Annotated in this window: 28 protein-coding genes; 9 read left to right on the top strand and 19 right to left on the bottom strand. The window is 61.8% G+C overall.

The annotated features are described in order from the left end of the window. On the top strand, positions 1-1,206 hold the full coding sequence (locus G454_RS0107565; protein WP_027718137.1) for a pyridoxal phosphate-dependent aminotransferase: 1,206 nt from the start codon (positions 1-3) through the stop codon (positions 1,204-1,206). Positions 1,207-1,219: 13 nt separating this feature from the next. On the opposite strand, the gene G454_RS0107560 is transcribed toward G454_RS0107565, so the two are convergent. Both G454_RS0107560 and G454_RS0107555 read right to left on the bottom strand, forming a co-directional pair. Then, positions 1,220-1,534: a hypothetical protein gene (locus G454_RS0107560; RefSeq protein ID WP_027718136.1), complete on the bottom strand. Its 315-nt coding sequence runs from the start codon at positions 1,532-1,534 to the stop codon at positions 1,220-1,222. Between the two features lie 117 nt (positions 1,535-1,651). Continuing rightward, on the bottom strand, positions 1,652-2,401 hold the full coding sequence (locus G454_RS0107555) for a metallophosphoesterase (RefSeq protein WP_027718135.1): 750 nt from the start codon (positions 2,399-2,401) through the stop codon (positions 1,652-1,654). Positions 2,402-2,426: 25 nt separating this feature from the next. On the opposite strand from G454_RS0107555, the gene G454_RS0107550 reads away from it, so the two are divergent. Beyond that, a complete protein-coding gene (locus G454_RS0107550) occupies positions 2,427-2,627 on the top strand; it encodes a hypothetical protein (RefSeq protein ID WP_027718134.1) in 201 nt (66 codons plus the stop codon). A gap of 92 nt (positions 2,628-2,719) precedes the next feature. On the opposite strand, the gene G454_RS0107545 is transcribed toward G454_RS0107550, so the two are convergent. Beyond that, positions 2,720-3,097: an ATP-binding protein gene (locus tag G454_RS0107545; protein ID WP_027718133.1), complete on the bottom strand. Its 378-nt coding sequence runs from the start codon at positions 3,095-3,097 to the stop codon at positions 2,720-2,722. A 176-nt stretch (positions 3,098-3,273) separates the two neighbouring features. Between G454_RS0107545 and ylbJ the strand changes: the two genes are divergently transcribed. From ylbJ to G454_RS18225, 5 genes are all read left to right on the top strand, one after another. Beyond that, on the top strand, positions 3,274-4,491 hold the full coding sequence (ylbJ, locus tag G454_RS18235; RefSeq protein ID WP_051276057.1) for a sporulation integral membrane protein YlbJ: 1,218 nt from the start codon (positions 3,274-3,276) through the stop codon (positions 4,489-4,491). Positions 4,492-4,620: 129 nt separating this feature from the next. Continuing rightward, a complete protein-coding gene (locus tag G454_RS0107535) occupies positions 4,621-5,826 on the top strand; it encodes a glycosyltransferase family 4 protein (protein WP_027718131.1) in 1,206 nt (401 codons plus the stop codon). Between the two features lie 24 nt (positions 5,827-5,850). Continuing rightward, positions 5,851-8,031: an amylo-alpha-1,6-glucosidase gene (locus tag G454_RS0107530; protein WP_027718130.1), complete on the top strand. Its 2,181-nt coding sequence runs from the start codon at positions 5,851-5,853 to the stop codon at positions 8,029-8,031. Between the two features lie 11 nt (positions 8,032-8,042). Beyond that, the gene (otsB, locus tag G454_RS18230; protein ID WP_169719326.1) at positions 8,043-8,858 is read left to right on the top strand and encodes a trehalose-phosphatase; all 816 of its coding nucleotides are present in this window, start codon (positions 8,043-8,045) and stop codon (positions 8,856-8,858) included. A 68-nt stretch (positions 8,859-8,926) separates the two neighbouring features. Beyond that, the gene (locus G454_RS18225) at positions 8,927-10,402 is read left to right on the top strand and encodes an alpha,alpha-trehalose-phosphate synthase (UDP-forming) (RefSeq protein WP_051276052.1); all 1,476 of its coding nucleotides are present in this window, start codon (positions 8,927-8,929) and stop codon (positions 10,400-10,402) included. Between the two features lie 41 nt (positions 10,403-10,443). Here G454_RS18225 and G454_RS18220 read toward each other — a convergent pair whose 3' ends face one another. The 3 genes from G454_RS18220 to rsmD are packed head-to-tail and all read right to left on the bottom strand — an operon-like array spanning position 10,444 to position 12,003. Beyond that, entirely contained in the window at positions 10,444-10,926 is a 483-nt protein-coding gene (locus G454_RS18220) for an ATPase (protein WP_035107373.1), read from the bottom strand. Between the two features lie 4 nt (positions 10,927-10,930). Further along, positions 10,931-11,428 (bottom strand): pantetheine-phosphate adenylyltransferase, encoded by a 498-nt coding sequence (gene coaD, locus G454_RS0107510; RefSeq protein WP_027718129.1) that lies wholly within the window; start codon positions 11,426-11,428, stop codon positions 10,931-10,933. A gap of 5 nt (positions 11,429-11,433) precedes the next feature. Then, the gene (rsmD, locus tag G454_RS0107505) at positions 11,434-12,003 is read right to left on the bottom strand and encodes a 16S rRNA (guanine(966)-N(2))-methyltransferase RsmD (RefSeq protein WP_245574349.1); all 570 of its coding nucleotides are present in this window, start codon (positions 12,001-12,003) and stop codon (positions 11,434-11,436) included. Positions 12,004-12,128: 125 nt separating this feature from the next. On the opposite strand from rsmD, the gene gpr reads away from it, so the two are divergent. Next, positions 12,129-13,109 (top strand): GPR endopeptidase, encoded by a 981-nt coding sequence (gpr, locus tag G454_RS0107495; RefSeq protein ID WP_245574348.1) that lies wholly within the window; start codon positions 12,129-12,131, stop codon positions 13,107-13,109. Positions 13,110-13,235: 126 nt separating this feature from the next. Here the strand turns inward: gpr and G454_RS0107490 are convergent, their stop codons facing one another. Continuing rightward, complete coding sequence (locus tag G454_RS0107490; RefSeq protein ID WP_027718126.1) at positions 13,236-13,493, bottom strand: alpha/beta-type small acid-soluble spore protein; 258 nt, start codon at positions 13,491-13,493, stop codon at positions 13,236-13,238. Between the two features lie 172 nt (positions 13,494-13,665). After that, complete coding sequence (recG, locus tag G454_RS0107485; protein ID WP_027718125.1) at positions 13,666-15,741, bottom strand: ATP-dependent DNA helicase RecG; 2,076 nt, start codon at positions 15,739-15,741, stop codon at positions 13,666-13,668. An 84-nt stretch (positions 15,742-15,825) separates the two neighbouring features. On the opposite strand from recG, the gene rpmB reads away from it, so the two are divergent. Beyond that, positions 15,826-16,011: a 50S ribosomal protein L28 gene (gene rpmB, locus G454_RS0107480; RefSeq protein WP_027718124.1), complete on the top strand. Its 186-nt coding sequence runs from the start codon at positions 15,826-15,828 to the stop codon at positions 16,009-16,011. 33 nt (positions 16,012-16,044) lie between these two features. Here the strand turns inward: rpmB and G454_RS0107475 are convergent, their stop codons facing one another. The 11 genes from G454_RS0107475 to G454_RS0107420 form a co-directional block, all read right to left on the bottom strand. Further along, positions 16,045-17,085, bottom strand: a complete 1,041-nt coding sequence (locus tag G454_RS0107475) for a nicotinate phosphoribosyltransferase (RefSeq protein WP_027718123.1) — start codon at positions 17,083-17,085, stop codon at positions 16,045-16,047. A gap of 21 nt (positions 17,086-17,106) precedes the next feature. After that, entirely contained in the window at positions 17,107-17,571 is a 465-nt protein-coding gene (gene ribH, locus G454_RS0107470; protein WP_027718122.1) for a 6,7-dimethyl-8-ribityllumazine synthase, read from the bottom strand. A gap of 27 nt (positions 17,572-17,598) precedes the next feature. Next, positions 17,599-18,816 carry a bifunctional 3,4-dihydroxy-2-butanone-4-phosphate synthase/GTP cyclohydrolase II gene (locus tag G454_RS0107465; protein WP_027718121.1) on the bottom strand — a complete coding sequence of 406 codons (1,218 nt, stop codon included), beginning with the start codon at positions 18,814-18,816 and terminating at the stop codon, positions 17,599-17,601. 39 nt (positions 18,817-18,855) lie between these two features. After that, positions 18,856-19,509 (bottom strand): riboflavin synthase, encoded by a 654-nt coding sequence (locus G454_RS0107460; protein WP_027718120.1) that lies wholly within the window; start codon positions 19,507-19,509, stop codon positions 18,856-18,858. After that, complete coding sequence (gene ribD, locus G454_RS0107455; RefSeq protein ID WP_342669543.1) at positions 19,509-20,657, bottom strand: bifunctional diaminohydroxyphosphoribosylaminopyrimidine deaminase/5-amino-6-(5-phosphoribosylamino)uracil reductase RibD; 1,149 nt, start codon at positions 20,655-20,657, stop codon at positions 19,509-19,511. The genes G454_RS0107460 and ribD overlap by 1 nt, the downstream gene beginning before the upstream one ends. Before the next feature lie 156 nt (positions 20,658-20,813). Continuing rightward, a complete protein-coding gene (locus G454_RS0107450) occupies positions 20,814-21,467 on the bottom strand; it encodes a GntR family transcriptional regulator (protein ID WP_027718118.1) in 654 nt (217 codons plus the stop codon). Between the two features lie 21 nt (positions 21,468-21,488). Beyond that, complete coding sequence (locus G454_RS0107445) at positions 21,489-22,121, bottom strand: CBS and ACT domain-containing protein (protein WP_027718117.1); 633 nt, start codon at positions 22,119-22,121, stop codon at positions 21,489-21,491. 449 nt (positions 22,122-22,570) lie between these two features. After that, on the bottom strand, positions 22,571-23,353 hold the full coding sequence (locus G454_RS0107435) for an enoyl-CoA hydratase-related protein (protein WP_027718115.1): 783 nt from the start codon (positions 23,351-23,353) through the stop codon (positions 22,571-22,573). A gap of 15 nt (positions 23,354-23,368) precedes the next feature. Then, a complete protein-coding gene (locus tag G454_RS0107430) occupies positions 23,369-24,226 on the bottom strand; it encodes a 3-hydroxybutyryl-CoA dehydrogenase (protein ID WP_211230004.1) in 858 nt (285 codons plus the stop codon). A 32-nt stretch (positions 24,227-24,258) separates the two neighbouring features. Further along, positions 24,259-25,554: an acetyl-CoA C-acetyltransferase gene (locus G454_RS0107425; protein ID WP_027718113.1), complete on the bottom strand. Its 1,296-nt coding sequence runs from the start codon at positions 25,552-25,554 to the stop codon at positions 24,259-24,261. Between the two features lie 13 nt (positions 25,555-25,567). Then, positions 25,568-25,941: electron transfer flavoprotein subunit alpha/FixB family protein (locus G454_RS0107420; RefSeq protein WP_027718112.1), on the bottom strand; the 374-nt coding region annotated here is incomplete at its 5' end.

The raw sequence follows: 25,941 nt of genomic DNA, 5'->3' as shown, positions 1-25,941 counted from the left end.
ATGGCCGTCAGCCAAAAAATAAGGGCTTTCTTAAGCGAGGCTTCCTGGATACGCCGCATGTTTGAGGAAGGTGAAAAGCTGCGGGCCGTCCACGGCCCCGACCGGGTTTACGATTTTACGCTGGGCAACCCGGAAGTGGAGCCCCCCGCCGCCTTCAAGGCGGCACTGCAGAGGCTGGCCGCAAACCCCATCCCGGGCATGCACCGCTATATGAGCAACGCCGGCTATGAGGAAACCCGCGCGGCCATAGCCGAAGTGCTGGCCCAGGATACCGGCCTTCCCTTTAGAGCCAAACACGTCATCATGACCGTCGGCGCCGCCGGTGCGCTCAACGTGGTATTAAAGGCCATCCTCGAGCCCGGGGACGAGGTGATTGTTTTCACTCCCTACTTTGTGGAGTACGGCTTTTACGTGGACAACCACGGCGGGGTGTTAAAGAAGGTGCCCACCGGCCAGGGGTTCCTGCCGGATGCGGAAGCACTGGAAAGGGCCATCACGCCCCGCACCAGGGCCGTCTTAATCAACTCCCCCAACAACCCCACGGGTGTGGTTTACGGCGAGGGTTGCCTGGAGGGGATATGCCGCGTCATCCGGCAGAAAGAAAAGGAGCTGGGCAGGGCCATTTACCTGATCTCCGACGAACCCTATGCCAAGCTGGTCTACGACGGTGCAAGAGTGCCCTGCGTCTTTCACTTCACCAGGAACAGCGTGGTGGTCACCTCCCACAGCAAGGACCTGGCCCTCCCCGGAGAGCGCATCGGCTACATAGCCGTGCACCCCGAGATGGAAGAGGCGGACCTCCTCATCGAGGGGCTGATCTTCTGCAACCGCATCCTGGGGTTTGTGAACGCCCCCGCCCTCATGCAGCGCCTGGTGGCCGGGCTGCAAAGGGAAAGGGTGGATGTGGAAGGCTACCGGGAGAAGCGCGATCTCCTTTACAACCACCTGGTTTCCCTGGGCTTTGAAGTGGTCAAGCCGCAGGGGGCCTTCTACCTCTTCCCCAAGAGCCCGCTGCCCGACGACGTGGAGTTTGTGCGTCTGGCCCAGAAATACCTCATCCTGGTGGTCCCAGGGAGAGGGTTTGGCCAGCCGGGGCACTTCCGTGTCTCCTACTGTGTGAGGAAAGAGGTGATCGTCAACTCCCTGCCCGCCTGGACGCAGCTGGCCCGGGAGTTGGGTATGGAAAAAAGCCCTGCCGCTAGCTAAAGCAGGGCTTTTTCTATTCCTCCACCAGCATGAGCAGCTTTTCGTGCATGTGCAGGTTCAGCTGGCGCATTACGCCGCGCAGGGTGTGCGGGTCGCTCAGGACCAGCCCGTCGGCCCAGCGCTCAAGTAGGTACTGCACGAACTCCATAAAGCCGCTGGCCAGGGTAAGGGTGTAAAGCTCCCGGTAGCGGTTGTTGTCCGGCTGGCAGGGCGCCCCCTTGTGGGTGAGCTTGAAATTGCGAAGCGCTTTTTCTTCCCTGGTCCAGGAAACTATACCGTCGATGATCTGTACTTCCTGGCCGCAGGCATCGCAGAGGAATCTGGCCACCTTTTAACCCCTCCCCGCTATAAAAAGGCCAAAATGAGCTTTCCATCCGCCTGCCTTTCAGTTTATACTTTTAGATACAAAAAGGCAAACTCCTCCTCACCAAAGGCCTTTCAGGAATCACCGGCGGCCCGCGGTGGGCCACTCCATAATCAAGCGCGGCGTAAAAGAAAGGTAATCGGCGCTGGTGAGGTAAAAGTTAATGCCCCACGCCTGATCGGGCAGCCGGTATTTGCACGCGCGGGCGTGCAGGTGTCCGTAGACCACGTGCTTTATGCCGTATTCGTGAAAGATCTCGATGAAATCGTTGTACTCGTGCTTCTCGTTGGTGGGCATATAGTGCATCAAAACGATGATCTCGCTGGCCGGATCTTTAACGCTGTTGAGGGAATTGCGCAGGCGCAGGAGCTCGCGCCGATATATTTTTAAGTCTTGTTCCCCCCGAAAAAAAGCCCCGTTGGGGCATAGCCACCCCCTGGTGCCGCAGATAACCAGGCCGCCAAAGCGCACGTGATCGTTTTGAATAAAGCGCATGTTGGCGGGCGCCACGGCGCGCACGCGGGAAATGCTCTGCCACCAGTAGTCGTGATTTCCCTGCACAGCAACCACCAGGCCGGGCAAGAGGCCCAGGAATTGCAGGTCCGGCACCGCCTCTTCCAGGCGCATGGCCCAGGAAATGTCCCCGCCCACTAAAACGACGTCCTCATCCGTAACGATCCTTTTCCAGTTTTCAAAGATCCTGCGCGCATGATCCGTCCATGCCTCGTCTACCTCGGACATGGGCTTATACTCCGGGCTGCTGCCCCAGTCCTCGGGGTCCGGCGGGCGGGAAAAGGAAAGGTGCAGGTCACTGATGGCAAAGACCCTCATAACCTCTCACCTGGAGGTGCCAACCGTGAACGAGTACAAAATCGTGGTGGTTGTGGAAACCCAGGAACATGCCTATATCCGCCTTTTTGTCAACAACGTGCTGGCCAACCCCGAAGGGCTCATCCGCCTCAAGCACGCCGAGCTGGACCAGCTCTTTAAAGATCTCTTCCGCGGCTCGCGCGGCAAGTGCATCAAGTGCCACTGCCAGTATTCTACCCGCTTTTAACACCTCTTCGACACCTCAAACCGCAACTCCTGCCGGGAAAAGAAAGATGCGGCCTCCCGGCCACATCTTTTTTCAAAAGCCCGTCTTGAGACCTAGCCGTGGATGAGCACGGGCAGGCAGCGGGTGCAAACCCAGAGGCTCTCCCCCCGGTAACGGCAAGGGAGGAGCGCTACCTCTTCCTCCGCCGCCCCGCAGCGGAAGCAGGTCTGGCTGAGGTAGGTTTTCCCCCGCTGCTTTAAGTGCTCGTGCACCGCCTGGGGAGAAAATTCCGGCGCCTCCCGCTCCTCCAGGGAAAGAGCCCCTACCGGGCACACCCCGATACAAAAGCCTGCGCCGTCGCAGAGCTCTTCCCTGACCACGCGGGCCTTACCGTCGATAATCTGGATAGCCCCTTCCGCGCAGGGAGTAACGCAGAGACCGCACCCCGTGCACTTATCCTCATCGATGCGCACGATCTGGCGCTTGGGCATGCTCAATCCCCCCGGATGTTTTTTTTAAATTTACCGCCTTCCCTCCCGCAGGATCTGTGCGCCCCTCCTGCCGGCAGGTGTGATCTTTTTCACTGTGCTCCCCATGGTCTATTTGTCCCCCCGCCCCCGTAAAGATTTTATAGAGCGGGAAAGACGGCCAGCAACGGGTGAAGCATATGCGCCTTTTCTGGACCGCCGGCATTTTATTTTTTGTACTGGGGATGATCCTGCAGCCAAGGCTGGCATACGAAGGGGCGGTCTTCGGCCTGCAGATCTGGTGGAATATAGTCTTCCCTTCCCTCCTCCCCTTTTTTATTGCCTCGGAGCTGCTCATGAACTTCGGCTTCGTCCACTTCCTGGGAGTCCTTTTGGAGCCCGTAATGCGCCCTCTTTTTAACGTGCCCGGGGCGGGGTCGCTGGTCATGGCCATCGGCTACACAAGCGGCTACCCCACAGGGGCGCTGGCCACGGCGCGCCTGCGCACGCTGCGCCTCTGCACCAGGGTCGAGGCAGAGCGCCTGATGGCCTTCACCAGCAACTCCAGCCCTCTCTTCATGCTCGTGGCCGTGGCCGTGGGGATGTTCCATAACCCCTCCCTGGGCCCCATCATTGCCGGGGGGCATTACCTGGCCAGCCTCACCCTGGGCCTGGCCATGCGCTTTTACGGGCGCGGCGACCGGGAAGCTGCGGCCAGCCCGCCAGACCCTGCCCGGGAAGGCACCTTCATCTTGAAGCGGGCCTGGCAGGAAATGGTGCGGCGCCAGGAACAAATCAAGGGGAGTGCCGGCCAGATTATGGGAGAAGCGGTGAAAAACTCCCTCCAAAACCTCTTTAACATCGGCGGCTTCATCATCCTCTTTGCCGTCCTCATCCGCCTTTTAACCAGGGCAGGCTTCATTGACCTCCTGGCCGCCCTCCTGGGGAAGGTGCTGGTGCCGGCGGGGCTTAACCCTGCAGTTTTGCCTGCCCTGGCCAGCGGCATCTTTGAAATGACTACGGGCACAAAGCTGGCCTCCGAGGCCCCCGCACCCCTCGCCCACCGGCTGGCCGCCGCAGCCGCCATCCTGGCCTGGAGCGGCCTTTCCGTGCAGGCCCAGGCCGCCAGCGTCATCGCCAGCACAGACATACGCATGGCTCCCTTCCTGCTGGCCAGGGCGGCCCACGCCGTGCTGGCCACCCTGTACACCCTGGCCTTCCTCAGGCTTGCCGCGCCGGTCCTCTTCCAGGCCGCCCAGGCACCCATCCCTTCTCCGGCTCTTCCCGCGGTGGCCTGGCCCACCTGCCTGGCGAGCCTGCTGGCCCTGGCGACCGTCCTCCTGGCCATGATTGCCCTGGGCTTGGTGCGGGAGATAATCTGCCTCCTCACGCGCGCCATACGCCTGATCAGGATTTGATGTTCTTGACGTTGCTTCAATATTTTGTTTATAATTATTACATGAAATATCTGGTTACTACATGTTAGAATTCCCGGCCGCCCGCAGCCGGGTTTGCTTTTCCAAAACAAAGGCCGAGGAGGTATCAGCGTGAGGATCGCCGTGATGCACTGGGCTTTCCCCCCCATCATTGGCGGGGTAGAAAGCCACCTGGCCATGCTGTGCCCCGACCTCGCCCGTTACGGCTGCCAGGTTTCCCTGCTGACCGGGTCTGTGTCCAGAGAGGAGGTCGACGACATCTGGCAGGGCATCCGGGTGCAAAGGCGGGTCCTTATGGATCTCAACAGCCTGAGCCCGGAAAAAATTAAGGCCAGCAGGGGAGAGATCCGGCGGCTCATCATCGGCTTCGTGCAGCAGGTCCACCCGGACCTCATCCACGTCCACAACATGCACTATTTCAGCCCGGCACACCTGGACGCCCTGGAGGAGGTTAAAGAGCGCTGGGAAATTCCCCTCGTCCTTACGGCCCACAACGTGTGGGCGGACGAACTCTGGGAGGAAATGTGCCGTCGCTCCTACGTCTGGGACGCGGTTATTGCCGTCAGCCATTATATAAAGCGCGAGCTGGTCAAGGCGGGCTTTGCGGAGGAGAAAATCACGGTTATTCACCACGGCATCGACACGGCCAAATTTGCCCCTCCCACCGCGGAGGACCGGCAGAGGATAAGGGAAGCCTACCCCGAGCTGGAGGGGCGCAGGGTCATCTTCCACCCGGCTCGCATGAGCTACGACAAGGGATGCCACCTGAGCATCCAGGCCCTCAAAATCATTAAGGAGCAGTTTCCGGAGGCCATGCTGGTCCTGGCAGGCCCGGAAAAAACGGTCGACTGGGGGCACCACCAGCCGGGCCACGTTTCCCGCATCCGCAGCCTCATTGCCGACCTGGGGCTGGAAAAAGACGTGTCTATTCGCTTCTTCCCTTGGGAGGAAATCCCCTTGATGTACAAGGCGGCGGACGTCTGCGTCTACCCCTCGTGCTTTGAAGAGCCCTTCGGGCTGGTCATGCTGGAGTCCATGGCCACCGGGCGGCCCATTGTGGTCAGCCGCGCCGGCGGGATGCCCGAGGTAGTAAAGGACGGGGTGAACGGCTTTGTCGTGCCCATGCACGACCACCGTGCCCTGGCGGAAAAGTGCTGCCTCCTGCTGGGCAACGCCGAGCTGGCCCGCCGCATGGGCGAGAACGGGCGGCAAATGGTCCTGGCCAACTTTAACCGCGAGGTGATGGCTGCCCGTACCCTTCAGGTATACGGCCAGACGCTGGCCAGGTACCTCCGCCAGAAAAAACAAATTGCCTAAAGGCCTGTACAGGGAGGTAGTCTGGTGCTCGATGTCGCCCAGGTTCCCGGATTGGTCACGCAGTCATCCCTGGCCACGGAAGTCCTCAAAGAAGGGGAGATGTTTTTCATCTGCGGGCCCCAGGGAGAGGTCAGCCACCACCAGAACAGCGGCTTTGGCCTCTACTACCGGGACACCCGCTTTTTAAGCTGCCTGGAGATGAGGCTTGCGGAAGGCGAGCTCTTGTTTCTTTCCTCTTACATTAAAGAGAGCCACTTTGCCCAGTTTGAACTCACCAATCCGGTTCTCAACAGGGAAGAGCACGTCATCCCGGCCAGCACCATCCACCTGCGGGCCCTGCGCCTGCTGGACAACGCCCTTTTCCAGCGCCTCCGGCTCATCAACTTCAACCCCGTGCCGGTCATGGTCACCCTGCAGATCAGGGTGGGCGCCGACTTCCTGGACATCTTCGAGGTGCGGGGGCTCAAGCGCGAAAAACGGGGGGAACTGCTACCCCCGGTTGCTTCCCGGGAAATGATCCTCTTTGGGTACCGGGGGTTAGACGGCGTCCACCGCTACACGCGCATCTCCTTCTCCCCCCACCCCGACGAGGTGATCGGCGGCCGGGAGAGCGGGCTGGTGGAGGCCCACTTTTCGCTGACCCTGCTGCCGGGGAAAAAGGTTTACCTCTACATGCAGGTTAAGCCCTTCCTGGGGGAAAAGCCTTCCACCCTTCCCCCCCGGGGAAAGGGGGCCATACCTTCCGGGTTCAGTCGGGCGGTGCGCAAGAGCTATACCCTTTACGAAAAGTGGAAGCAGGAGTGCACCCAGTTTGAAAGCGACAACGTTTTCCTCACCAACATGCTGCGCCGCAACATCACGGACCTCTACGCCCTCCGCACCGACTACCCCGGGCTTGGCACCATCATCCAGGCCGGCATACCCTGGTATGCCGCCCCCTTCGGGCGGGACGCCCTCATCACCTCCTGGCAGTCGCTGATCATCAACCCCGACATTGCCAGGGAAAGCCTCTACTTCCTGGCCCGCCTGCAGGGCAGGGAAAACAACCCCTGGCGCGACGAGGAGCCCGGGAAGATCATGCACGAGTTGCGGCGGGGGGAACTGGCCGCCTGCGGGGAAATCCCCCACACCCCCTACTACGGTACGGTGGACGCTACACCCTGGTTCATCATCCTCCTGGCCGAAACGTACCGCTGGACCGGCGATAGGAAAATCGTGGAGGACCTGGCGCCAAACTTACGGCAGGCTGTGGAGTGGTGCCGGAAGTACGGGGATGTGGACGGGGACGGCTTCATCGAGTACGCCGTACGCTCGCCCCGCGGCCTTACCAACCAGGGGTGGAAAGACTCCTGGGACGGCGTGATCGACCCCCAGGGCAACCTTCCCCAGGGGCCCATAGCCCTGGTGGAGGTGCAGGGCTACTATTACCTGGCCCTCTTGCGGGCGGCGGAAATGGCGCGCGTGCTGGGCGACCACGGTTGGGCCGCCGCCCTGGAAGAACAGGCGGCCTCATTAAAGCAGAATTTTTTGCGCGCCTTCTGGATGGAGGAGGAAGGCTTCCTGGCCTTTGCTTTGGACGGCGAAAAAAGGCCCGTGAGGACGGTCGTCTCCAACCCCGGCCACTGTCTGTTCACCGGCATCCTCCCCCCCGAGCTGGCCGCCAGGGTCGCCAAGCGCCTCTTATCCGAGGAAATGTACTCCGGCTGGGGCATCAGGACCATGAGCAAGGCCATGGGCCCTTACAACCCCATGAGCTATCACAACGGCTCGGTGTGGCCCCACGACAACGCCATCATTGCCTACGGGCTGCGCACCACCCACCAGCTGCACCTCCTGGAAAAGGTGGTTACCGGTCTCTTTGAAGCGGCCATGTTCTTCCCTTACTACCGGCTCCCGGAAGTGTTCTGCGGGTTCACCCGGCGGAGGGACGGCGGGCCGGTGCACTACCCCGTGGCCTGCAACCCCCAGGCGTGGGCCGTGGGGACCATGCCCCTTTTGCTCCAGGCCATGCTGGGCATAAGCTGTCACGGCAACGAGGTGCACATCAGCTCCCCCATCCTCCCGCCATGGGTGCAGGAAGTACGCATCTATAACCTCCGCGCGGGGGAGGGCAGGGTGGGGCTGGAGTTTACCCGCAAGCAGGGCAAAACCTACTGCGGGGTCATGCAGGCCTCCGGCGGGGCCAGGGTGATCATCAAGAACTGAGGTGGGTTTCCGTGGCGCGTGCCCTTCCCCAATCAGTGGCCCCGCAGGACCTGGCCCGGGAGCTGGGCAGCCGGGGGGAGCTGCTCGTCATGTGCGACTACGACGGCACCCTCGTCCCCCTGGCGCCCACGCCGGAGCAGGTCAAGCCCCCTCCCGAACTGCTGGACGTCTTGGACAGGCTGGCCCGCGCGGCGGGCAAAGCCGTGGCCGTTATCAGTGGTCGTAGGCTCGCCGACCTCCGGAAGATGCTCCCCGTGGGCGGCCTCTTCCTGGCCGGCTGCCACGGAGCGGAACTCATGGAGCCCGGAGGAAAGGTAGAGCTGCTCACCGACCCGGAAATTGCGGCTGCAATTGAGGACCTGGAGAAAAGGGCCCGGGAGTGCGTGGCCGGGCACGAGGGCTTCCTCATCGAGAACAAGTCCTTTTCCCTGGCCCTGCACTACCGCCTGGCCAGTCCCCCGGTGGCCGCAAAAGTCCTTAAAAGGTTTGCCGGCGAGCTGAAGGCCCTCCCGGCAGGAGAAAACCTCCAGCTGCTCTGGGGCAAAAAGGTGCTGGAGGTACGTCCCAGGGGCGTGCATAAGGGAAAGGCGGTAAGCTACCTGCGGCGGAAATTTCCCCGGGCCGTGCCCGTTTACCTTGGGGACGACATAACAGACGAAGACGCCTTTGCCGCTTCAAGCGAAGGGTTTGCCGTCCTGGTAGGGGAACGCCCGCGGCCCAGCAGGGCGCGGTTCCACCTGGCTTCCCCCCGGGACGTGCTGGCCTTCCTCGGCTACCTGGCCGGCTGTAATTTAGTGACGTATGGGTCTACCGGCAACTTTTTTTAAATAAATAGGTTGACAGTCATCCTGCCAACAGGTAAAATGTTGATAACTTTAGCAAGGAGGTGGGCATGTTGTACGGGTATGGAAAGGCAGTACTTTCCGCGGGTAACCCCCAGGTGGTAGTTGTTTCCAACCGTGGCGCATATGTCCTGCAGGAACACGGGGATACCCTTATCCCCAAGCGCACCGTGGGTGGACTGGCCTCGGCGGTCGAGCCGGTGCTCACCGACTACGGCGGCACGTGGATTTCCTGGTGCGGCCGTCTGGACAATTCGGGACGGAAAACCGGAGCCATGCTGGAGGTTCCGCAAGCAGACCCGCGCTACCATATCCAGGAAGTATTGCTGACCGAAGAGGAACATACCCGCTACTACCACGGCTTTTGCAATGCCTGCCTCTGGCCGCTTCTACACCAGCTTCCCGAGCGCTGCACCTTCCGCCAGGATTACTGGGAGGCGTACCGCCTGGTCAACCGCAAATTTGCCCGCATCACCCTCCAGACGAGAAAGGAAATCTACTGGATTCACGACTTTCACCTGGCCCTGGTACCCCAGTTCCTGCGATGCGCCCTGCCGGAAGCCAAAATAGCTTTCTTCTGGCACGTACCCTTCCCGCCGGCAGATTTCTTCCAGATTCTGCCCTGGGGGCGGCAGCTCATTTACGGCCTGCTGGGAAGCGACCTGATTGCCTTCCACACCCCGCAGTACGCCCAGAACTTTCTGGAAACGGTGGCCCGCTACTACCCGGTCAAGATCTTCCGGGAGCAGGGCTTGATACGCTTTCGCAACCGCCGCATCATCGTCTCCGCCATACCCGTGGGGATAAACTTCCACCGCTTTGAACAGCTGGCCGCCGATCCCAAGGTGAGGCTGCGGGCCCAGGAAATAAGGAACTCCCTGGGGGCAGAAAAAATTTTGCTCGGCGTTGACCGCATGGATTACACCAAAGGAATACCCCAGCGCCTAAAGGCCCTGGCACACCTCCTGGAGCAACACCCGGGTTACCGCGGTAAGGTAACCCTCCTGCAGATTGCCGTACCCAGCCGTAACGGCCTCGGGGAGTACGGCGCGCTCCGGCAGGAAGTGGAAAGATTGGTGGGGGAAATAAACGGGCACTTCGACGAAGTCCAGGGCGCCATACCCGTGCGCTACCGCTACCAGTCCCTGGACCTTCCTGAGCTGGTGGCCCACTACCTGGCCGCCGACGTCCTGCTGGTTACGGCCCTGCGGGACGGCCTCAACCTGGTGGCCAAGGAATTCGTGGCCTCGCGGATTGACGGGCGCGGCGTGCTCGTGCTCAGCCAGTTTGCCGGCGCCGCCCAGGAGCTCCAGGGGGCGGTGCTGGCCAACCCGCACGAGCCGCATGACCTGGCCAGGAAGATCAAGACGGCCCTGGAGATGCCCCTGCCGGAGCAAAGGAGCCGTCTGGAAGCCATGCGCCGGGTGGTCAAGAACCACGACGTCCGCTGGTGGTGGCAGAGTCACTTTAAAATCATCAAGAGCCTGTACCCGGGCACCATACCTACCCCCAGCGCCGCCAGGCTTTAAGCAGAAAAGGCGCATCCTCGCCTTCCGGGATGCGCCTTATGTTACCCCTGGGCCACCCTTGCCTCTTCCTTTTTTGCCGGCCTGATGCCCTTTAGCTCCGCCCTGCCCTCCCTGACCTGGGCCAGGATCATATCCAGGTTCTCCTCCAGCTTGCTTAAAATCTCGTCGGCGTACTCGCGGGCGCCCTGCTTGATCTCCTGGGCCACGTGCTCCGCCCGCCGCAGGATTTCCTCCGCCCTGGCCTGAGCCTTGCGCACGATCTCGCTTTCCTCGGCCTTCTTTTCCACCTGCCTCTGGATGTCCTCAAGCATCCTGTCGGCTTCCTTTTTGGTATCCGCGAGAACCTTCTCCCTCTCCTGTAAAATCCAGCGGGCCTGGCGCAGCTCTTCGGGTAACGTGGTACGAATTCTGTCTAAATAATCAAGCAGCTTTTCTTCATCTACAATAACCCGCCTGGTCATAGGAATACGGGGGCTGCTCTCAATTAAATCCTCCATCTCGTTTAAAATATGAAAGAGTTCCACCCTGCTAACCCTCCCTCGCATGGCGGTGCGCAAATTTTTCGTACAGCCTTCGTTCCACAGCCGGCGGCACCAGGTCCCGCACACACCCCCCGAAAAAAGCCACTTCCTTTACGGCACTGGAGCTGATAAACGAGAACTCCGCCCGGGTCATTAAAAAAACGGTCTCAATGGACGGCACCAGCTTCTTATTAGTCAGGGCCATCATAAACTCGTTCTCAAAATCGGAAATAGCCCGCAGGCCCCTCACGATGACCTGTGCCCCTATGCTTTTAGCGTAATTCACCGTCAGGCCGTCAAAGGAATCCACCACCACGTTGTAAAAGGGCTGCAGGACCTCGCGGAGCATTTCCAGCCGTTCTTCAATGGTAAAGAGGGGCTTTTTCTTGGCATTACGGGCAATGGCCACCACCAGGCGATCAAAAAGGCAGGCCGCGCGCTCGATGACGTCTAGGTGCCCGTTGGTTATGGGGTCGAAGCTCCCCGGGTAAACGGCTATGCGCAATATGCCTAGTCCTCCTCCCCGTCCACGCCAGGCCGGTAAAAGGCCAGCACGGTGTCCCCTATCCTGTGCTCCCGGCAGAGTTTAAGGCAGCCCACCCGCGCCGGCATCTGCCGGCGCCTGCTGCCCTCCACCACCACCAGGCCGTTTTCTTTAACCAGGTCGTTGGCGACCAGGGCCTCTAAGGCCGGTACTTCCAGGCCCTGCCCGTAAGGGGGATCCAAAAAAATAATTTCAAATTTTTGTCCTTTTAGCCGCCCGGCGGCGGCCAGCACGTCAAGGGGCAGCACTTCCGCCCGGTCGCCAAGCCCCGTTTGGGCCAAATTTTCCCGGATGGCCCTCACGGCCTGCCGGTTATTTTCCACAAATACGGCGCGGGAAGCGCCGCGGCTCAGCGCTTCTATGCCCACGTTCCCCGTACCCGCAAAGAGGTCGAGGAAGGAAGCGCCGGGAACCAGCGGCCCGAGAATGTTAAAAAGGGACTCCTTTACCCTGTCGGAGGTGGGGCGCCCGCCCCATCCCCGGGGCACTTTCAGGAATCTTCCCTTGGCCTGTCCGGTAATAACCCTCAACGGCATCCCGCCATACCCCAACACATTATACCAAAAAAATTTCCGGCAAAAAATACGCTTGCATAATCCGGCGCCGGCGGGAAAATATATAAACGTACTTTGTGCAGGCCACAACCAAAGGGGGCTCGGAGTTGCCAAAAGTAATGGACATGCTGCGCTCGTGGGGCATCAGCCTGGACCTGGCCCTGGAAGCGCGGGAAATAGTGCGCGGGGAAACGGGAGAAGAAATCCCCGGCGTGAGGGTAGACAGGGAAAGCTATCCCCACGCCGAGGTTACCATAGTGCACATTGTGGAAAAAGCAGCCGAAAGCATCATGGGCAAGCCGGTGGGCACATACATAACCATTGAGGCCCCGGTGCTCCGGGAAAACGTGCCGCACGCCCACCACGAGGTAAGCCAGGTCCTGGCCAGGATGCTCGGGCGTTACATCTCGCCGCTGCCCCGGGAAGCCGTGATCCTGCTCGTAGGGCTGGGCAACTGGCGGGCCACGCCCGACGCCCTGGGGCCGAAGGTAGTCGAGTTAAGCCTGGTCACCAGGCACCTCTTCCAGTACGCCCCCCACGAGCTGAAAGAGGGCATGCGCGTGGTCTGCGCCCTGGCTCCGGGCGTGCTGGGGCTGACCGGCATTGAAACGGCGGAAATCATCAGGGGGGTGGTAGAAAAAACGGCGCCTTCTTTAATCATTGCCGTTGACTCCCTGGCCGCGCGCAGCGTAACGCGCATATGCACCACCATTCAGATAGCCGACACGGGCATTAACCCGGGCTCGGGAATCGGCAACCGGCGGGCCGCTATTAACCGCGAAACCATGGGCGTGCCGGTACTGGCCATTGGAGTGCCCACCGTGGTCCATGCCGCCGTCATCGGCCAGGACACCATAAGCACCTACCTGGAGTTAGTTAAGGCCGCCATCAACCCCTCCCTCAACTACCATCTGGCCAGGCAGGCCGTGGAGAAGGTCCTGGCACCCTTCGGGGGAAATTTAACCGTGACGCCCAAGGAAATCGATACCCTGATTGTCAGGATGGCCAAGGTAATCGCCGGTGCCATTAACTTGGCCCTGCACCCGGCCCTGACCGCCGACGATTACAGCTACTACCTTGAGCATTAAAAAAACTTTAACAAGCGGCAGGCCGCTTGTTAAAGTTAGTCCCTGTGGGGGACCCAACCGGCAGGGAACTAACCCCGGGACAGGGCGCTCCTGCCGGTCGGGTTCCCCCGCAAGGGCTCACCTATGTTAAGGCGTGGTGCGGACATTGGTTACCTGCGGAGTGGGAGGCTGGGTACCCGCAGCCAGGCTTTGCTCGTAGGCGGCAATCATCTTGCGCACCATGTTACCGCCAATGGCGCCGTTTACCCGGGAAGGCAGGTCACCCAGGTAACCGCTTTGCGGTATTTGAATACCCAGTTCCTGGGCCGTCTCCCACTTAAACTGCTCCATGGCGGCGGCGGCCTGCGGCAGCAGAAGCCTGTTCCGCTTTTGGCCCAGAGCCATGTATGTTCACCTCCTCGGTGTGTTGAGCTATTCTTATTATGGCCCCGCGAAAACCCTTTATAACTAGAACATTTTACCCCGGCCTGCGGCAAAAATCACCCTCTTTGCGCGCACCGCAGTGGAAGCCAGTACCAATTTAAAATTAAAAAGCGGCGCGGGCAAAATTTTTTTGTTAGCTCACGCCCAGGTAAGCCACGCCGCTGCCAAACCTGCTCTGGATCTCTTTTTTCAACCGGTGGTGCTCGGGTTGCGCCAGCTCGGGGTCCCGCTCCACCAGGGCCAGCGCCTCCTGGCGCGCCAGCTGCAGGGCGCGCCAGTCCCTTAAAAGGTCGGCCACCTTAAGTTCGGGCAGGCCGGACTGCTTGGTGCCCGTAAATTCACCCGGCCCCCGCAGCTGGAGGTCCTTTTCGGCCAGGGCAAACCCGTCGGTGGTGGTGACCATGGCTTCCAGCCTGTAGCGGGCCTCCTCCGTGGGGCCGTCGGAGACCAGGAGACAGTACGACTGGGCCTCCCCCCTGCCCACCCTTCCCCGCAGCTGGTGCAGTTGCGCGAGGCCGAAGCGGTGGGCATCCAGGATGAGCATTACCGTGGCGTTGGGCACGTCCACCCCTACTTCCACCACCGTGGTGGCCACCAGCACCTGGATATCACCCCGCCGGAAAGCCTCCATGACTTCTTCCCTTTCTGCGGGCTTGAGGCGCCCGTGCAGCAGCCCTATGCGGCAGGAGGAAAGCGGCCCCCGGGAAAGCTCCCTGGCCAGGTCCACCGCCGCCTGCACGTTTAGCTTTTCCGATTCTTCCACTAGGGGACAGATTATATACGCCTGGTGCCCGCGGGCCACCTCCCGCCTGATCAGCTGGTAGGCCCTGGGCAGGTGGGAGGTGGGGAGCACGTAGGTCTGCACCGGGCGCCGCCCGGGCGGCAGTTCCTCGATGAGACTCACCTCCAGATCTCCGTACAGGGTGAGGGCCAGGGTGCGGGGAATGGGCGTGGCCGTCATCACCAGCACATCCGGGCAGTAGCCCTTTTGTTGCAGGAGGGCCCTCTGGCGTACGCCAAAGCGGTGCTGCTCGTCAATGACCACCAGGGCCAGGGACTTAAACACCACGTCCTCCTGGATCAAAGAGTGGGTGCCCACCACCAGGGGTATCTCCCCGTCCGCCAGGCCCCGCAGCAGGGCTTCCCGCTCTTTTCTCCGCAGGCTTCCGGAAAGGAGGGCCACATTTACTCCCAGGGGGGAAAGGCTCCGGGAGAGGAGGAGGTAGTGCTGCTCGGCCAGCACCTCCGTGGGGACCATCAGCGCCCCCTGCAGGCCGCTTTCCACGGCGCGCAGGAGGGCCAGGGTGCTGACCACCGTCTTCCCCGACCCCACATCCCCCTGCAGCAGGCGGTTCATGGGCGAGGGGGAGGCCAAGTCCGCCTGGATCTCGGCCCACGCCTTTTTCTGCCCCGAGGTCAGGGTAAAGGGCAGGCTGGCCAGAAAGCGTGCCACCAGCTCCCCGCCGGGGCAATAGCGGTGGGGCTTCAGCTGGCGGGACAACCTTTTCTTGCGCAGGGCCAAGGCCGTCTGCAGGAGGAAGAGCTCTTCAAAGATAAAGCGCTTCCTGGCCCTTTCGGCCTCCTTGAGGGAGGAAGGGAAGTGTATCTGCCGCAAGGCGGCGGGCAGAGCGGGGAGGGAAAACTTCCTGCGCACCGCCGGGGGCAGGAAATCCTCCACCTGATCCGCCCACTGCTCCAGGGCGAGCTTTACCAGGGAGCGCATGAAACGCTGGCTGAGCTGGTCGGTGAGGGGGTACACGGGAACTATCCCCTCACCGGCACTCCCGGCGCCGCCGTCCAGCACCTCGTAGTCCGCCACCTGCACCTGGAGCTCGCCGAAGCGCCTCTCGGCCTTACCAAAGACCAGCAGGCGGGTCCCCCGGGGGAACTGCTTTAATATGTAAGGCTGGTTAAACCACAGGGCGTAAAAGCTCCCCCCCTCGCCCCGCAGCTGTAGCTTGACAATGGAGAGGCCCGGGCGGGGGTTTAACTCCTCCCCCCCTACCACCTCCCCCTGCATGGTTACCTGCTCCCCGTGAAGGCAGGCATAAGGCGCTTTAAGCTGCGTGCGGTCCTGGTAATCACGGGGAAAGTGGTAGAGCAGGTCTTTTACCGTATTAATGCCCAGCCGGCGGAGAAGGGCGGAGCGTCGCGGCCCCACGCCCTTCAGGTACTGTACCGGGTAGGTTTCAAAATCCGCACCTGGCACTTTTCCTACCACCCTTGCGCTACCGGGAGGTTTTTGCTAGAATGAAGGAGTGTGGTAGCAGAAAAGGGGAGGTGGCGAGAACCAATGGCTAAGAGGTGCGCCATTTGCGGCAAGGGCGTGGTGGTGGGTATGCAGGTAAGCCACTCCAACCGCCGCACGAAGAGGACCTGGACGCCCAACCTGCAGCGCGTGCGGGCGGTTATCAACGGCACGCGCAAGAGAATCCGCGTGTGTACCAGCTGCCTGCGCAAAGTGCAGAGGGCCATTTAAAAAGCGGCTTGCCAAAGCCGTTTTTTATTTTTTTTATAAAATCCTCTGCAGGCGGGGGTTCGGCGTGAGGCCGGGGATGCGTCCCCTTTTGGCCACGGGCTTGCCGTTAACTTCCTTGACATCCATGGTCATGTCAATGGGCGGCGCGCCGGAAATGTAGCTGCCCACCCCGAAGGCATCCGCTCCCGCCTCGGAAAGCACCCTGATCCTCTCCGGGGTCAGGCCGCCGCTCACAAAAATCTGCACGTGCTGGAAGCCGGCCTGGTCCAGGCGAGCCCTCACTTCCCGCACCAGGAAGGGGGTAACCCCGCCCCTTTCTCCGGGCGTGTCCAGGCGCACGGCGGCCAGCTCTTCCCCCAGCGCGCGGGCCACCCGCAGCGCCTCCTCGGCCTCGTCCTTGAAGGTGTCCACCAGGACAATCACCGGCGTCCCGGGCGGCATGGCCCTCCGGTAGGCCAGGGCCACTTCCACCGTATCGCCGGCAATGAGCACCGCCGCGTGGGGCATGGTCCCAGCAGGCTCCCGACCGGCCAGCTTGGCCCCCAGAATGCAGCTGGCCCCGTCCGCTCCCCCCACAATGGCCGCCCTTTCCATGACCGGGGCCACCGCCGGGTGGACGTGGCGGGCGCCAAAGCAAATCACCCTTTTGGGGCCGGCGGCCTCCTTGCACTGCCTGGCCGCCGTGGCCCAGGCGCTGGAGCTGGCCAGAATACCCAGAAGGGCCGTCTCGTAAATCCCAAAGGCGTCGTAAGGGCCACTGATGCGCAGGACAACTTCCTTTTCCTCAAACCACTCTCCCTCGGGCAGCGCCCAGACCTCCACTCCGGTGCCGGCCAGCAAATTTTTCACTTCCGGCACGCCGGCCATGAGCCCCCGGCGGCTGGCAAAAACTTCGGCCACTACGGGGGTCTTTTCCAGGCCGAGGTGCTTTAAAATTTCCCGCGTCTTGATGAAATAGATGTCCGTCGTCCAGCCTGCGAGAATTTCTTCGTTGCTGGCCGAAAAGAGTCGCCCTTCCGGCGAAACGCGGAAATCTGCCACCTGCTGTAAGCTTTCCACAGGTCGCCTTTTCACCGGCGGCCCTCCCCTTTCAACTTAAAAATTGCGCAAGAGATCGGCCATTTCAATGGCCGCCAGCGCCGCATCCCAGCCCTTGTTGCCGGCCTTCGTCCCCGCCCTTTCAATGGCCTGTTCCAGGGTGTCTGCAGTGATTACACCGAAAATCGTCGGCACGCCGGTATCCAGCCCCACCTTGGCCACCCCCTTGGCCACCTCCGCGGCTACGTAGTCAAAGTGGGGCGTGGCGCCGCGGATTACCGCCCCCAGGCACACCACGGCATGAAAGCGACCGCTGACGGCCAGCTTGCGCGCCACCAGGGGGATTTCAAAGGCTCCGGGTACCCAGGCTACCTCGATGTCCTCCTCGCGCACCCCGTGGCGGTACAGGGCGTCCAGCGCCCCCGCCAGCAGCTTGTGGGTAATGAATTCGTTAAAGCGCCCCACCACCAGGGCAAAGCGCAGGCCTTCGCCAATTAGGCGCCCTTCGTATATCTTAGGCACGGCTCATCTCCCTTCCCTAATCTTTACTTAACTTACTTCATCGCCCACGCTGAGGAGGTGCCCGAGCTTTTTCTTTTTGGTGACCAGGTAAAAACGGTTGTATTTTCCGGGGCGGATCTCAATGGGAATGCGCGCCACCACCTGCAGCCCGTGTCCCTCCAGCCCGGCTATTTTGCGGGGGTTGTTGGTCAAAAGGCGTATCTTTTTCAGCCCCAGGTCGACCAGGATCTGCGCGCCGATGCCGTAGTCCCGCAGGTCGGGCGGGAAGCCCAGGGCCTCGTTGGCCTCCACCGTATCTTTGCCCTGGTCCTGGAGCTTGTATGCCCTTATCTTGTTGAGCAGCCCGATGCCCCGCCCCTCCTGGCGCATGTACAGGAGCACGCCCACGCCCTCTTTGGCAATCATTTCCATGGCGCGGGCCAGTTGCTCGCCGCAGTCACACCGCCGGGAGCCAAACACGTCCCCCGTGAGGCACTCCGAGTGCACCCTCACCAGGGGAGCCTCTACCCGGCTGAGGTCCCCCTTGACCAGGGCAAGGTGGCCCTGCCCGTCGAGAATGCTCTCGTAAGCTACGGCGGTAAACTCGCCGTACTTGGTGGGCAGGGAGGCCTCGTCGACTTTGCGCACCAGCTTTTCCGTGCGCCGGCGGTATTTGATGAGGTCGGCAATGGTGATGATCTTCAGGTTGTGCTTCCGGCAGAACTCCATGAGCTCCGGCACGCGGGCCATGGTGCCGTCTTCCTTCATGATCTCGCAGATTACCCCTGCAGGGTATAGCCCCGCCAGGCGGGCCAGATCCACCGCCGCCTCGGTGTGCCCGGCCCGGCGCAGGACGCCCCCCTCGCGGGCGCGCAAGGGGAAAATGTGCCCGGGGCGGCGCAGGTCTTCCGGCCGGGTGCTGGGGTCCAAGATGGCCTTGATGGTCTGCGCCCTCTCGTAAGCGGAAATGCCGGTGGTGGTATCCTTGTGGTCCACGGACACGGTGAAGGCCGTGCCGTGCTTGTCGGTATTATGGCTGACCATGAGGGGCAGGTCCAGTTCGTCCGCCCTCTGGTTGGTGATGGGCATGCAGATCAAGCCCCGGCCGTAGGTGGCCATAAAATTAATGGCCTCGGGAGTGACCTTTTCCGCCGCCATAACCAGGTCCCCTTCGTTTTCCCTGTCCTCGTCGTCCACCACTACCACCATTTTGCCGGCGCGGATGTCCTCGATTGCTTCCTCAATGGTGTTAAAACGGAACTCCATGGTGAAAGTCACTCCCCAATCAGCATTTTGGGCCCTGCCCTATAAAAAGCCGTGCTCGCTTAAAAACTCCAGCGAAATCCCTTCCCCCGGAGAGGCCCCGCGGTGGGGGAAGGATAAAAGCCTTTCCACGTACTTGCCGATGATGTCCGCCTCCAGGTTAACCGCCTCTCCCGGCTTTTTGGCTCCCAGCGTAGTCCGGCTGGCCGTGTGGGGGATGAGGGAGACGAGGAAGCTCTGCCGGCCCACGTCTGCCACCGTCAGGCTGGTACCGTCCACGGCCACCGAGCCTTTTTTGACCACGTAGCGCATCACCTCGGGCGGCGCCTCAATCTCCAGGAGCACGGCTATGTCGTGCTCGCGCCGCCTCTTTATCTTGCCCACGCCGTCAATGTGCCCCGTCACCAGGTGCCCGCCCAGGCGGTCCCCCAGCCTCAAGGCCCGCTCCAGGTTTACCCTGTCACCCGGCTTTAAAAGACCCAGGTTGGTCTTGGCCAGGGTTTCGGCCATGACGTCGGCGGCAAAGGAGTACGGGTCGCACTCCACCACCGTGAGGCAGGCGCCGTTTACGGCCACGCTGTCCCCCACCTTCATGTCCGCGGTTACCCTGGTGGCCTCCACCACCAGGCGGGCCGAGTCCCTGCCGCGGGAGATGCCGCGCACAACGCCCACCTCTTCCACCAGGCCGGTAAACATCAGCCCTCCCCTCCGTACCGGATGTAGCCCTCCAGGCAGAGATCCTCTCCACAGCGCGCCAGGCTTACGTCCCGTAGCCTGACCGCCTCACCGAGCCAGGCAAAGCCCTCGCCGCCCACCGGCCCGGGAGCCTTCCGCCCGCCGATGATCAGGGGGGCGATGAACCAGACCACCTTATCGGCTAGGCGGCCCTCCAGGAAAGAGGCGTGGACTTCCCCGCCCCCTTCCACCAGTACGCTGGTTATTTCCCTCCGCCCCAGCTCTTCCATGAGGGCGGCCAGGTCAACCCGGGGGCCGCCGGGAATCACCAGAACCTGCGCCCCGGCTTCTTCCAGCCGGCGTAACTTTTCCGCCGGCGCCCTTTCCGTGACCGCCACAATGGTAGGAGCCGGCGACTTCTGCGTGAGCAGGCGCGCGTGAAGGGGAATGCGGGCCAGGCTGTCCACCACCACCCTCACCGGGTCCCTCCCCTCCCCGCCCGGCAGGCGGGTGGTGAGGGAAGGGTCGTCCCGGAGCACGGTATTTATCCCCACCAAAACGGCATCGTAGCGGTCCCGCAGGCGGTGGGCGGCCAGCCGGGCTTCCGGGCCGGTAATCCAGCGGGACTCCCCGGTGCGCGTGGCTATCTTTCCGTCCAGGCTCATGGCCGCTTTTAAGACCACAAAAGGGCGGCGGGTGGTAATGTACTTTATGAATACTTCATTGAGGCGCCGGGCCTCCTCTTCCATCACGCCCACCGTGACCTCCACCCCGGCCCGGCGCAGCCTTTCCAGCCCCCGCCCGCTCACCAGGGGGTTGGGGTCCTCCATGGCCGCCACCACCCGCTTTACCCCTGCCGCCAGGATGGCTTCCGTGCAGGGGCCCGTCCTCCCGTAGTGGCAGCAGGGCTCCAGGTTAACGTAAAGGGTGGCACCCCGCGCCTGCTCCCCGGCCTCCCGCAGGGCGTTTACCTCCGCGTGCGGCGCGCCGGCCCGGGCGTGATAGCCCCGCCCCACCACGCGGCCCTCCTTAACCACCACCGCCCCCACCATGGGGTTGGGGCTGGTCCTGCCTAGGCCCCGGCGGGCCAGATCCAGGGCCATTTGCATGAAGTACCTGTCCAACTCCCTCACCTGCGCCAGAATAAGAAAAAGCCCTGAAACAGCCACACCTTCAGGGCTAAAAGGACCACTTAAAAAGCCCGCCAGCAAAACCCGTTACCGGCATGAACGTGGCCTATGCTCAAAGGAGGATCACCCGTTCCCTAAAGGCTCCTTGCACTTAAGGTTATTATAGGCCCGTTTTAAGAGGGGTGTCAATAGAACTCATTCTTCCGTTCCCCCCTGGTGGCTGTTGGGCCCGCCCACCAGGCTGTAAAGCTGCTCTCTCTGCTCGGGGGGCGCCAGGACGATGAGGATGTCCCCTGCCTGGAGGACCGTGCTGGCCTGCGGGGAAAGGATTTCCTCCCCCCGGCGGTAAATGGCCAGCACGGTGGAGCCCGTCCTGGCCCTGAATTCCGCCTCCGCCAGGGACTTGCCCACCAGGGGGGAGGTGGGTAAGATGCGCACTTCTTCTATGCGCTGGAGGTTACCGGCCATCTTAAAGGTGTAATCCAGCAGTTCGTTCATGAGCTTTTCGATTTCAGCGTTGATGCGGTCCCTTTCCCGCAGGAGGCGGTGGAGCCTCTCCTGCATTTCCCGCAAAACCTGCCGGTGCCCGCACTCGGCCAGGAAGGCCTCGGCCGCCTTCTGGGACCTCACCACCACCCCCACGCCCGGAGAAACGTGCACGATCCCCATGTCCTGCAGGAGGGTGAGCGCCCGGCGTATGGTTTCCGGCGAAACGTTGTACCTGCCGGCCAGGGTGGAGCGCCCGAAGATTTTTTGGCCTTCGCGGTACTCGCCGCGCACAATGCGCGTGGCTATGTCCACGGCAATGGTAATGTACCTGGGAAAGACCTGGGAACTTAAAACATCCATAGCCCTTCAAGCCAACCCCTGCTAGCTCACCGACTTAATCTCAAAGCCCTGCTCCTCCAGATCCTTAATGAGGGCCTGGGGATCCACCGTGCTCAGGCGGAGCATGATCTGCACCCGCTGGTCCTCCTTTTCCCGGCAGGCCACCCCCACCACGTTGATCTGGTGCTTGCGCACCGTGGCCAGGATGTCGGCCAGCGCGCCAACACGGTCGACGGCCTCCAGGACCAACCGCGTCCCTGCCCGCCGCAGGCCGAAAATGCGAATTAACGCGTCCAGAATATCGTTCTGGGTGATGATGCCCACCAAGTTGTCGCCCTCCATAACCGGCAGGCAGCCGATGCGATGCTCCCGCATGAGGAGGGCGGCCTTCTCAATGGTGCAATCGGGGGCGACGGTTATGGGGTTGGTTTTCATGACCTCCTTGACTTCCATCTTGGACAGGAGGTAATTGAGCTCAAAAATGCTGAGGGTGGTAGCCGGGGAAGGTGAAACGGTGAGCAAATCCCGCTCGGTAACGATACCCACCAGCCGGCCCCTGTCCACCACCGGCAGGTGGCGGATCTTATTTTTCCTCATTACTTCCAGGGCATCTAAAATGGGGACGCCCGGGCCAATGGTAATGGGAGAGGTGGTCATGTAATCTCTCACAAACATACAGCTAAAACCTCCCGGCCGGTAATTATTTTCATCACTTAAACTATATTACCACCACTTTGTCGGGCCAGACAACGGGTGAGAGGCGGAAGTCACTAAAAAAGTCTGGGAAATGGCGGGTGCACGGGGTTCAGATAGTCGATTAACAAAAACAGGCTCAAAATGAGCAAAAAGCCGCCGGCCCAGACCAGCACAATCCGGCGCTGGCTCCAGGAAGTGTAATCGGTTAAATAAAAATAAAGCAGCATGTAGGGACAAAGGACCAGAAAAAGCCAGGTGATGTCCATGAGAGGCCTGAATCCCCCCGTTTAATATTCCTTAATACTCGTGCGCCCCATAAATAATATACCACCTTTTCCTTTTACCGCGCATTGATAAAAAAAGCAGGCCCAGGAAAGTCCTTCCTGTACCTGCACGAACCGGCATTCATAAGGGAAAGACCGGTAGGCCTACTTCCCCTGGAACTGGGGCTGGCGCTTGGCCAAAAAGGCGGAAATACCCTCTTCCCGGTCGGAAGTGGCAAAGACGAGCCCGAAGAGGTCCGCCTCGTGGGCCAGGGCCTTCTCCAGGTCCATCTCCAGGCCCTCGTTTACCGCCTCCTTGGTCAGGCGCACGGCCACCGGGCCCCGGGAGGCTATGCGGCTGGCCAGGGACTTGCAAAAAGCCATGAGCTCTTCCGCCGGCACCACGTGGTTGACCAGGCCGATTCTCCTGGCCGTTTCGGCGTCAATCATGTCCCCCGTGAAGAGGATCTCCTTGGCGATGCCCGGGTTGACCAGGCGGGTCAGCCGCTGGGTGCCCCCAAAACCGGCAATCAGGCCCAGGTTGACCTCCGGCTGGCCGAACTTGGCCTTTTCCGAGGCCACGCGGATGTCGCAGGCCATGGCCAGCTCGCAGCCGCCGCCCAGGGCGTAGCCGTTCACGGCGGCAATGACCGGCTTGGGCAAATTTTCAATTTTGCCGAGCACCCGCTGCCCCAGCCGGGCAAAGTCCCGCGCCTCCAGGGGCGTCAGCTTGCTCATGAAGGCGATGTCCGCGCCGGCCACAAAGGCCTTTTCCCCCGCCCCGGTGATGATGATCACCCTCACCGCCGGGTCGGCGGCCAGCTCGTCCACCGCTTTGTCTATCTCCAGCAGCGTTTCGGCGTTGAGGGCGTTCAATACCTGCGGGCGGTTTACGGTGAGCACAGCCGTGTGGCCGTCCTTTTCCACCAGGATGTTGTTCCAGGACACCGGCGCCACCCCTCCTCATTTGTTGTCACTGTAGACGTAAAACCCCCGCCCGGTCTTGCGGCCCAGCCACCCGGCGGCCACGTATTTCTTTAACAGCGGGCAGGGCCGGTACTTGCTGTCCCCGAATTCCCGGTGCAGCACTTCCATGATGTAAAGGCAGGTATCCAGCCCGATGAGGTCGGCCAGGGCCAGCGGCCCCATGGGGTGGTTCATGCCCAGCTTCATCACCTGGTCCACCGCTTCCGGCGTGGCGATGCCCTCGTAGACGCAGTAGATGGCCTCGTTGATCATGGGCATGAGCACGCGGTTGGAGACAAAGCCCGGCCCGTCGTTTACCTCCACCGGCACCTTGCCCATGCGTTCGCTCATGGCTTTGACCACGGCAAAGGTTTCATCGGAGGTGGCCAGGCCCCGGATGATTTCCACCAGCTTCATTACCGGCACCGGGTTCATGAAGTGCATGCCGATGACCTTTTCCGGCCTTTTGGTGGCCGCGGCTATCTGGGTGATGGGCAAAGACGAAGTGTTGGTGGCCAAAACGGTGTGCGGCGGGCATATCCCGTCCAGCTCCTTGAAAATCTTGCTCTTCACTTCCATGTTTTCCACCGCCGCCTCGATGACCAGGTCCACATCCCGGGCGTCGGCCAGGCTGGTGGAGGGGGTAATGCGCGCAAGCGCCTCCCTCTTCTGCTCTTCCGTAAGCCGGCCTTTTTCCACCTCGCGGCGGAGGTTCTTTTCGATGTTGGCCAGGGAGCGCGAGACAAACTCTTCCTTGATGTCGTTTAAAATTACTTCACAGCCGGCCACGGCAGCCGCCACCTGGGCGATGCCCGTACCCATCTGCCCGGCGCCCACCACCATGATTTTCTTCACTTCCATCAAACCGCCGACCTCCTTTCCGCGCGCTAGTCTTCGCGCCGCAAGACCATGGCCATGCCCTGGCCGCCGCCAATGCACATGGTCACCAGGCCCAATTTAAAGCCCTGCCGCTTCATGAGGTATAGCATGGTGACCACCAGCCTGGCCCCCGTGCAGCCGATGGGGTGGCCGAGAGAAATGCCGCTGCCCAAAAGGTTTGTCTTCTCCAGGCTCAGCCCGAGCTCCCTCATGCAGGCAAGGGCCTGGGCGGCAAAGGCTTCGTTTAGCTCCACCACGTCTATGTCCTGTATGGAGAGCCCTGCCTTTTGCAGGGCCTTCCTTACCGCCGGCACGGGGCCCAGACCCATGTAGGCAGGGTCCACGCCGCCCGCGGCAAAGGAAACCACGCCCGCCAGGGGCTTTAGGCCCAGCTCCTGCGCCTTCTGCCGGGACATGAGCACCACGGCGGCGGCGCCGTCGTTAACGCCTGAGGCGTTGCCGGCGGTCACCGTCCCGTCGGGGCGAAAAGCGGGTTTTAGCCGGGCCATCTTTTCCAGGCTGGTGTCCATGGGCCGCTCGTCGGTGTCAAAGGTTACCGTGCCGCCCTTGGGCTGGGGCACTTCCACGGGCACTATTTCTTCTTTAAAGAGGCCTTCTTTAATGGCCGCGCGCGCCCGCTGGTGGCTGAGCAGGCCCAATTCGTCCTGCTCCTGGCGGGAAATACCGTACTTTTGGGCAATGTTTTCTGCCGTGTAGCCCATGTGGTAGCCGTAAAAGATCTCCCACAGGCCGTCGTAAACCATGAGGTCCAGGCATTCGCCCCGGGCGTTGATGTCCATGCGGTAGCCCCAGCGGGCCCGGGGAAGGGCGTAGGGCGCCTGGCTCATGTTTTCCATGCCGCCGGCCACCACCACTTCCGCCTCGCCGGACATGATGGCCTGCGCCCCCAGGGCAATGGCCTTTAAGCCGGAGCCGCAGACCTTGTTGACCGTAAAGGCGGGGGTTTCCTTGGGTACGCCGGCATAAATGGCCGCCTGGCGGGCCGTGTTCTGGCCGCAGCCCCCCTGGAGCACGTGACCCATGATTACCTCGTCTACCTGGACTTCCTGCAGGTTTTCCTCCCACCGGGCGTATTGGCGCTCCAGCTCGGTAATGCCAGCCTCCTTTAAGGCGTCCGGCGCGAAGCTCAAAGCGTCCTGCCCGGCGGCGGGCTTTATGCCCGCCCGCACCAGCGCCTCCCTGATGACCAGGCTGCCCAGCTTGACCGCCGGCACGTCCTTCAAAGACCCGCCAAAGGCCCCTATGGCCGTGCGCGCGCCGCTGACAATGACCGCCTCCCGCACAAGCGCAACCCCCCTAGCACTCCCCTTCCTTGCCCAGGAGCTTCTTGAACTCCCTGGTCAAAAGGGGCACGATTTCAAAGAGGTCCCCCACGATGCCGTAGTCGGCCACCTTAAAGATGTTGGCCTCGGGGTCCTTGTTGATGGCCACGATGACCTTGGACGAGCTCATGCCCGCTAAGTGCTGGATGGCCCCCGAAATGCCGCAGGCAATGTACAGCTGCGGGGACACCGTCTTGCCCGTCTGCCCCACCTGCATGCTGTGCGGGGCGTATCCCGCGTCCACCGCCGCCCGCGAGGCCCCCACGGCGGCGCCCAAGACGTCGGCCAGCTCCTCCAAGATCTTGAAGTTCTCCGCCGCCTTCATGCCCCGCCCGCCGGAAACGATGA

Origin of the sequence: Desulfovirgula thermocuniculi DSM 16036 (assembly GCF_000429345.1) — a bacterium.
GTDB lineage: Bacteria > Bacillota > Desulfotomaculia > Desulfotomaculales > Desulfovirgulaceae > Desulfovirgula > Desulfovirgula thermocuniculi.
This window is presented reverse-complemented; position numbering and strand designations above follow the sequence as displayed.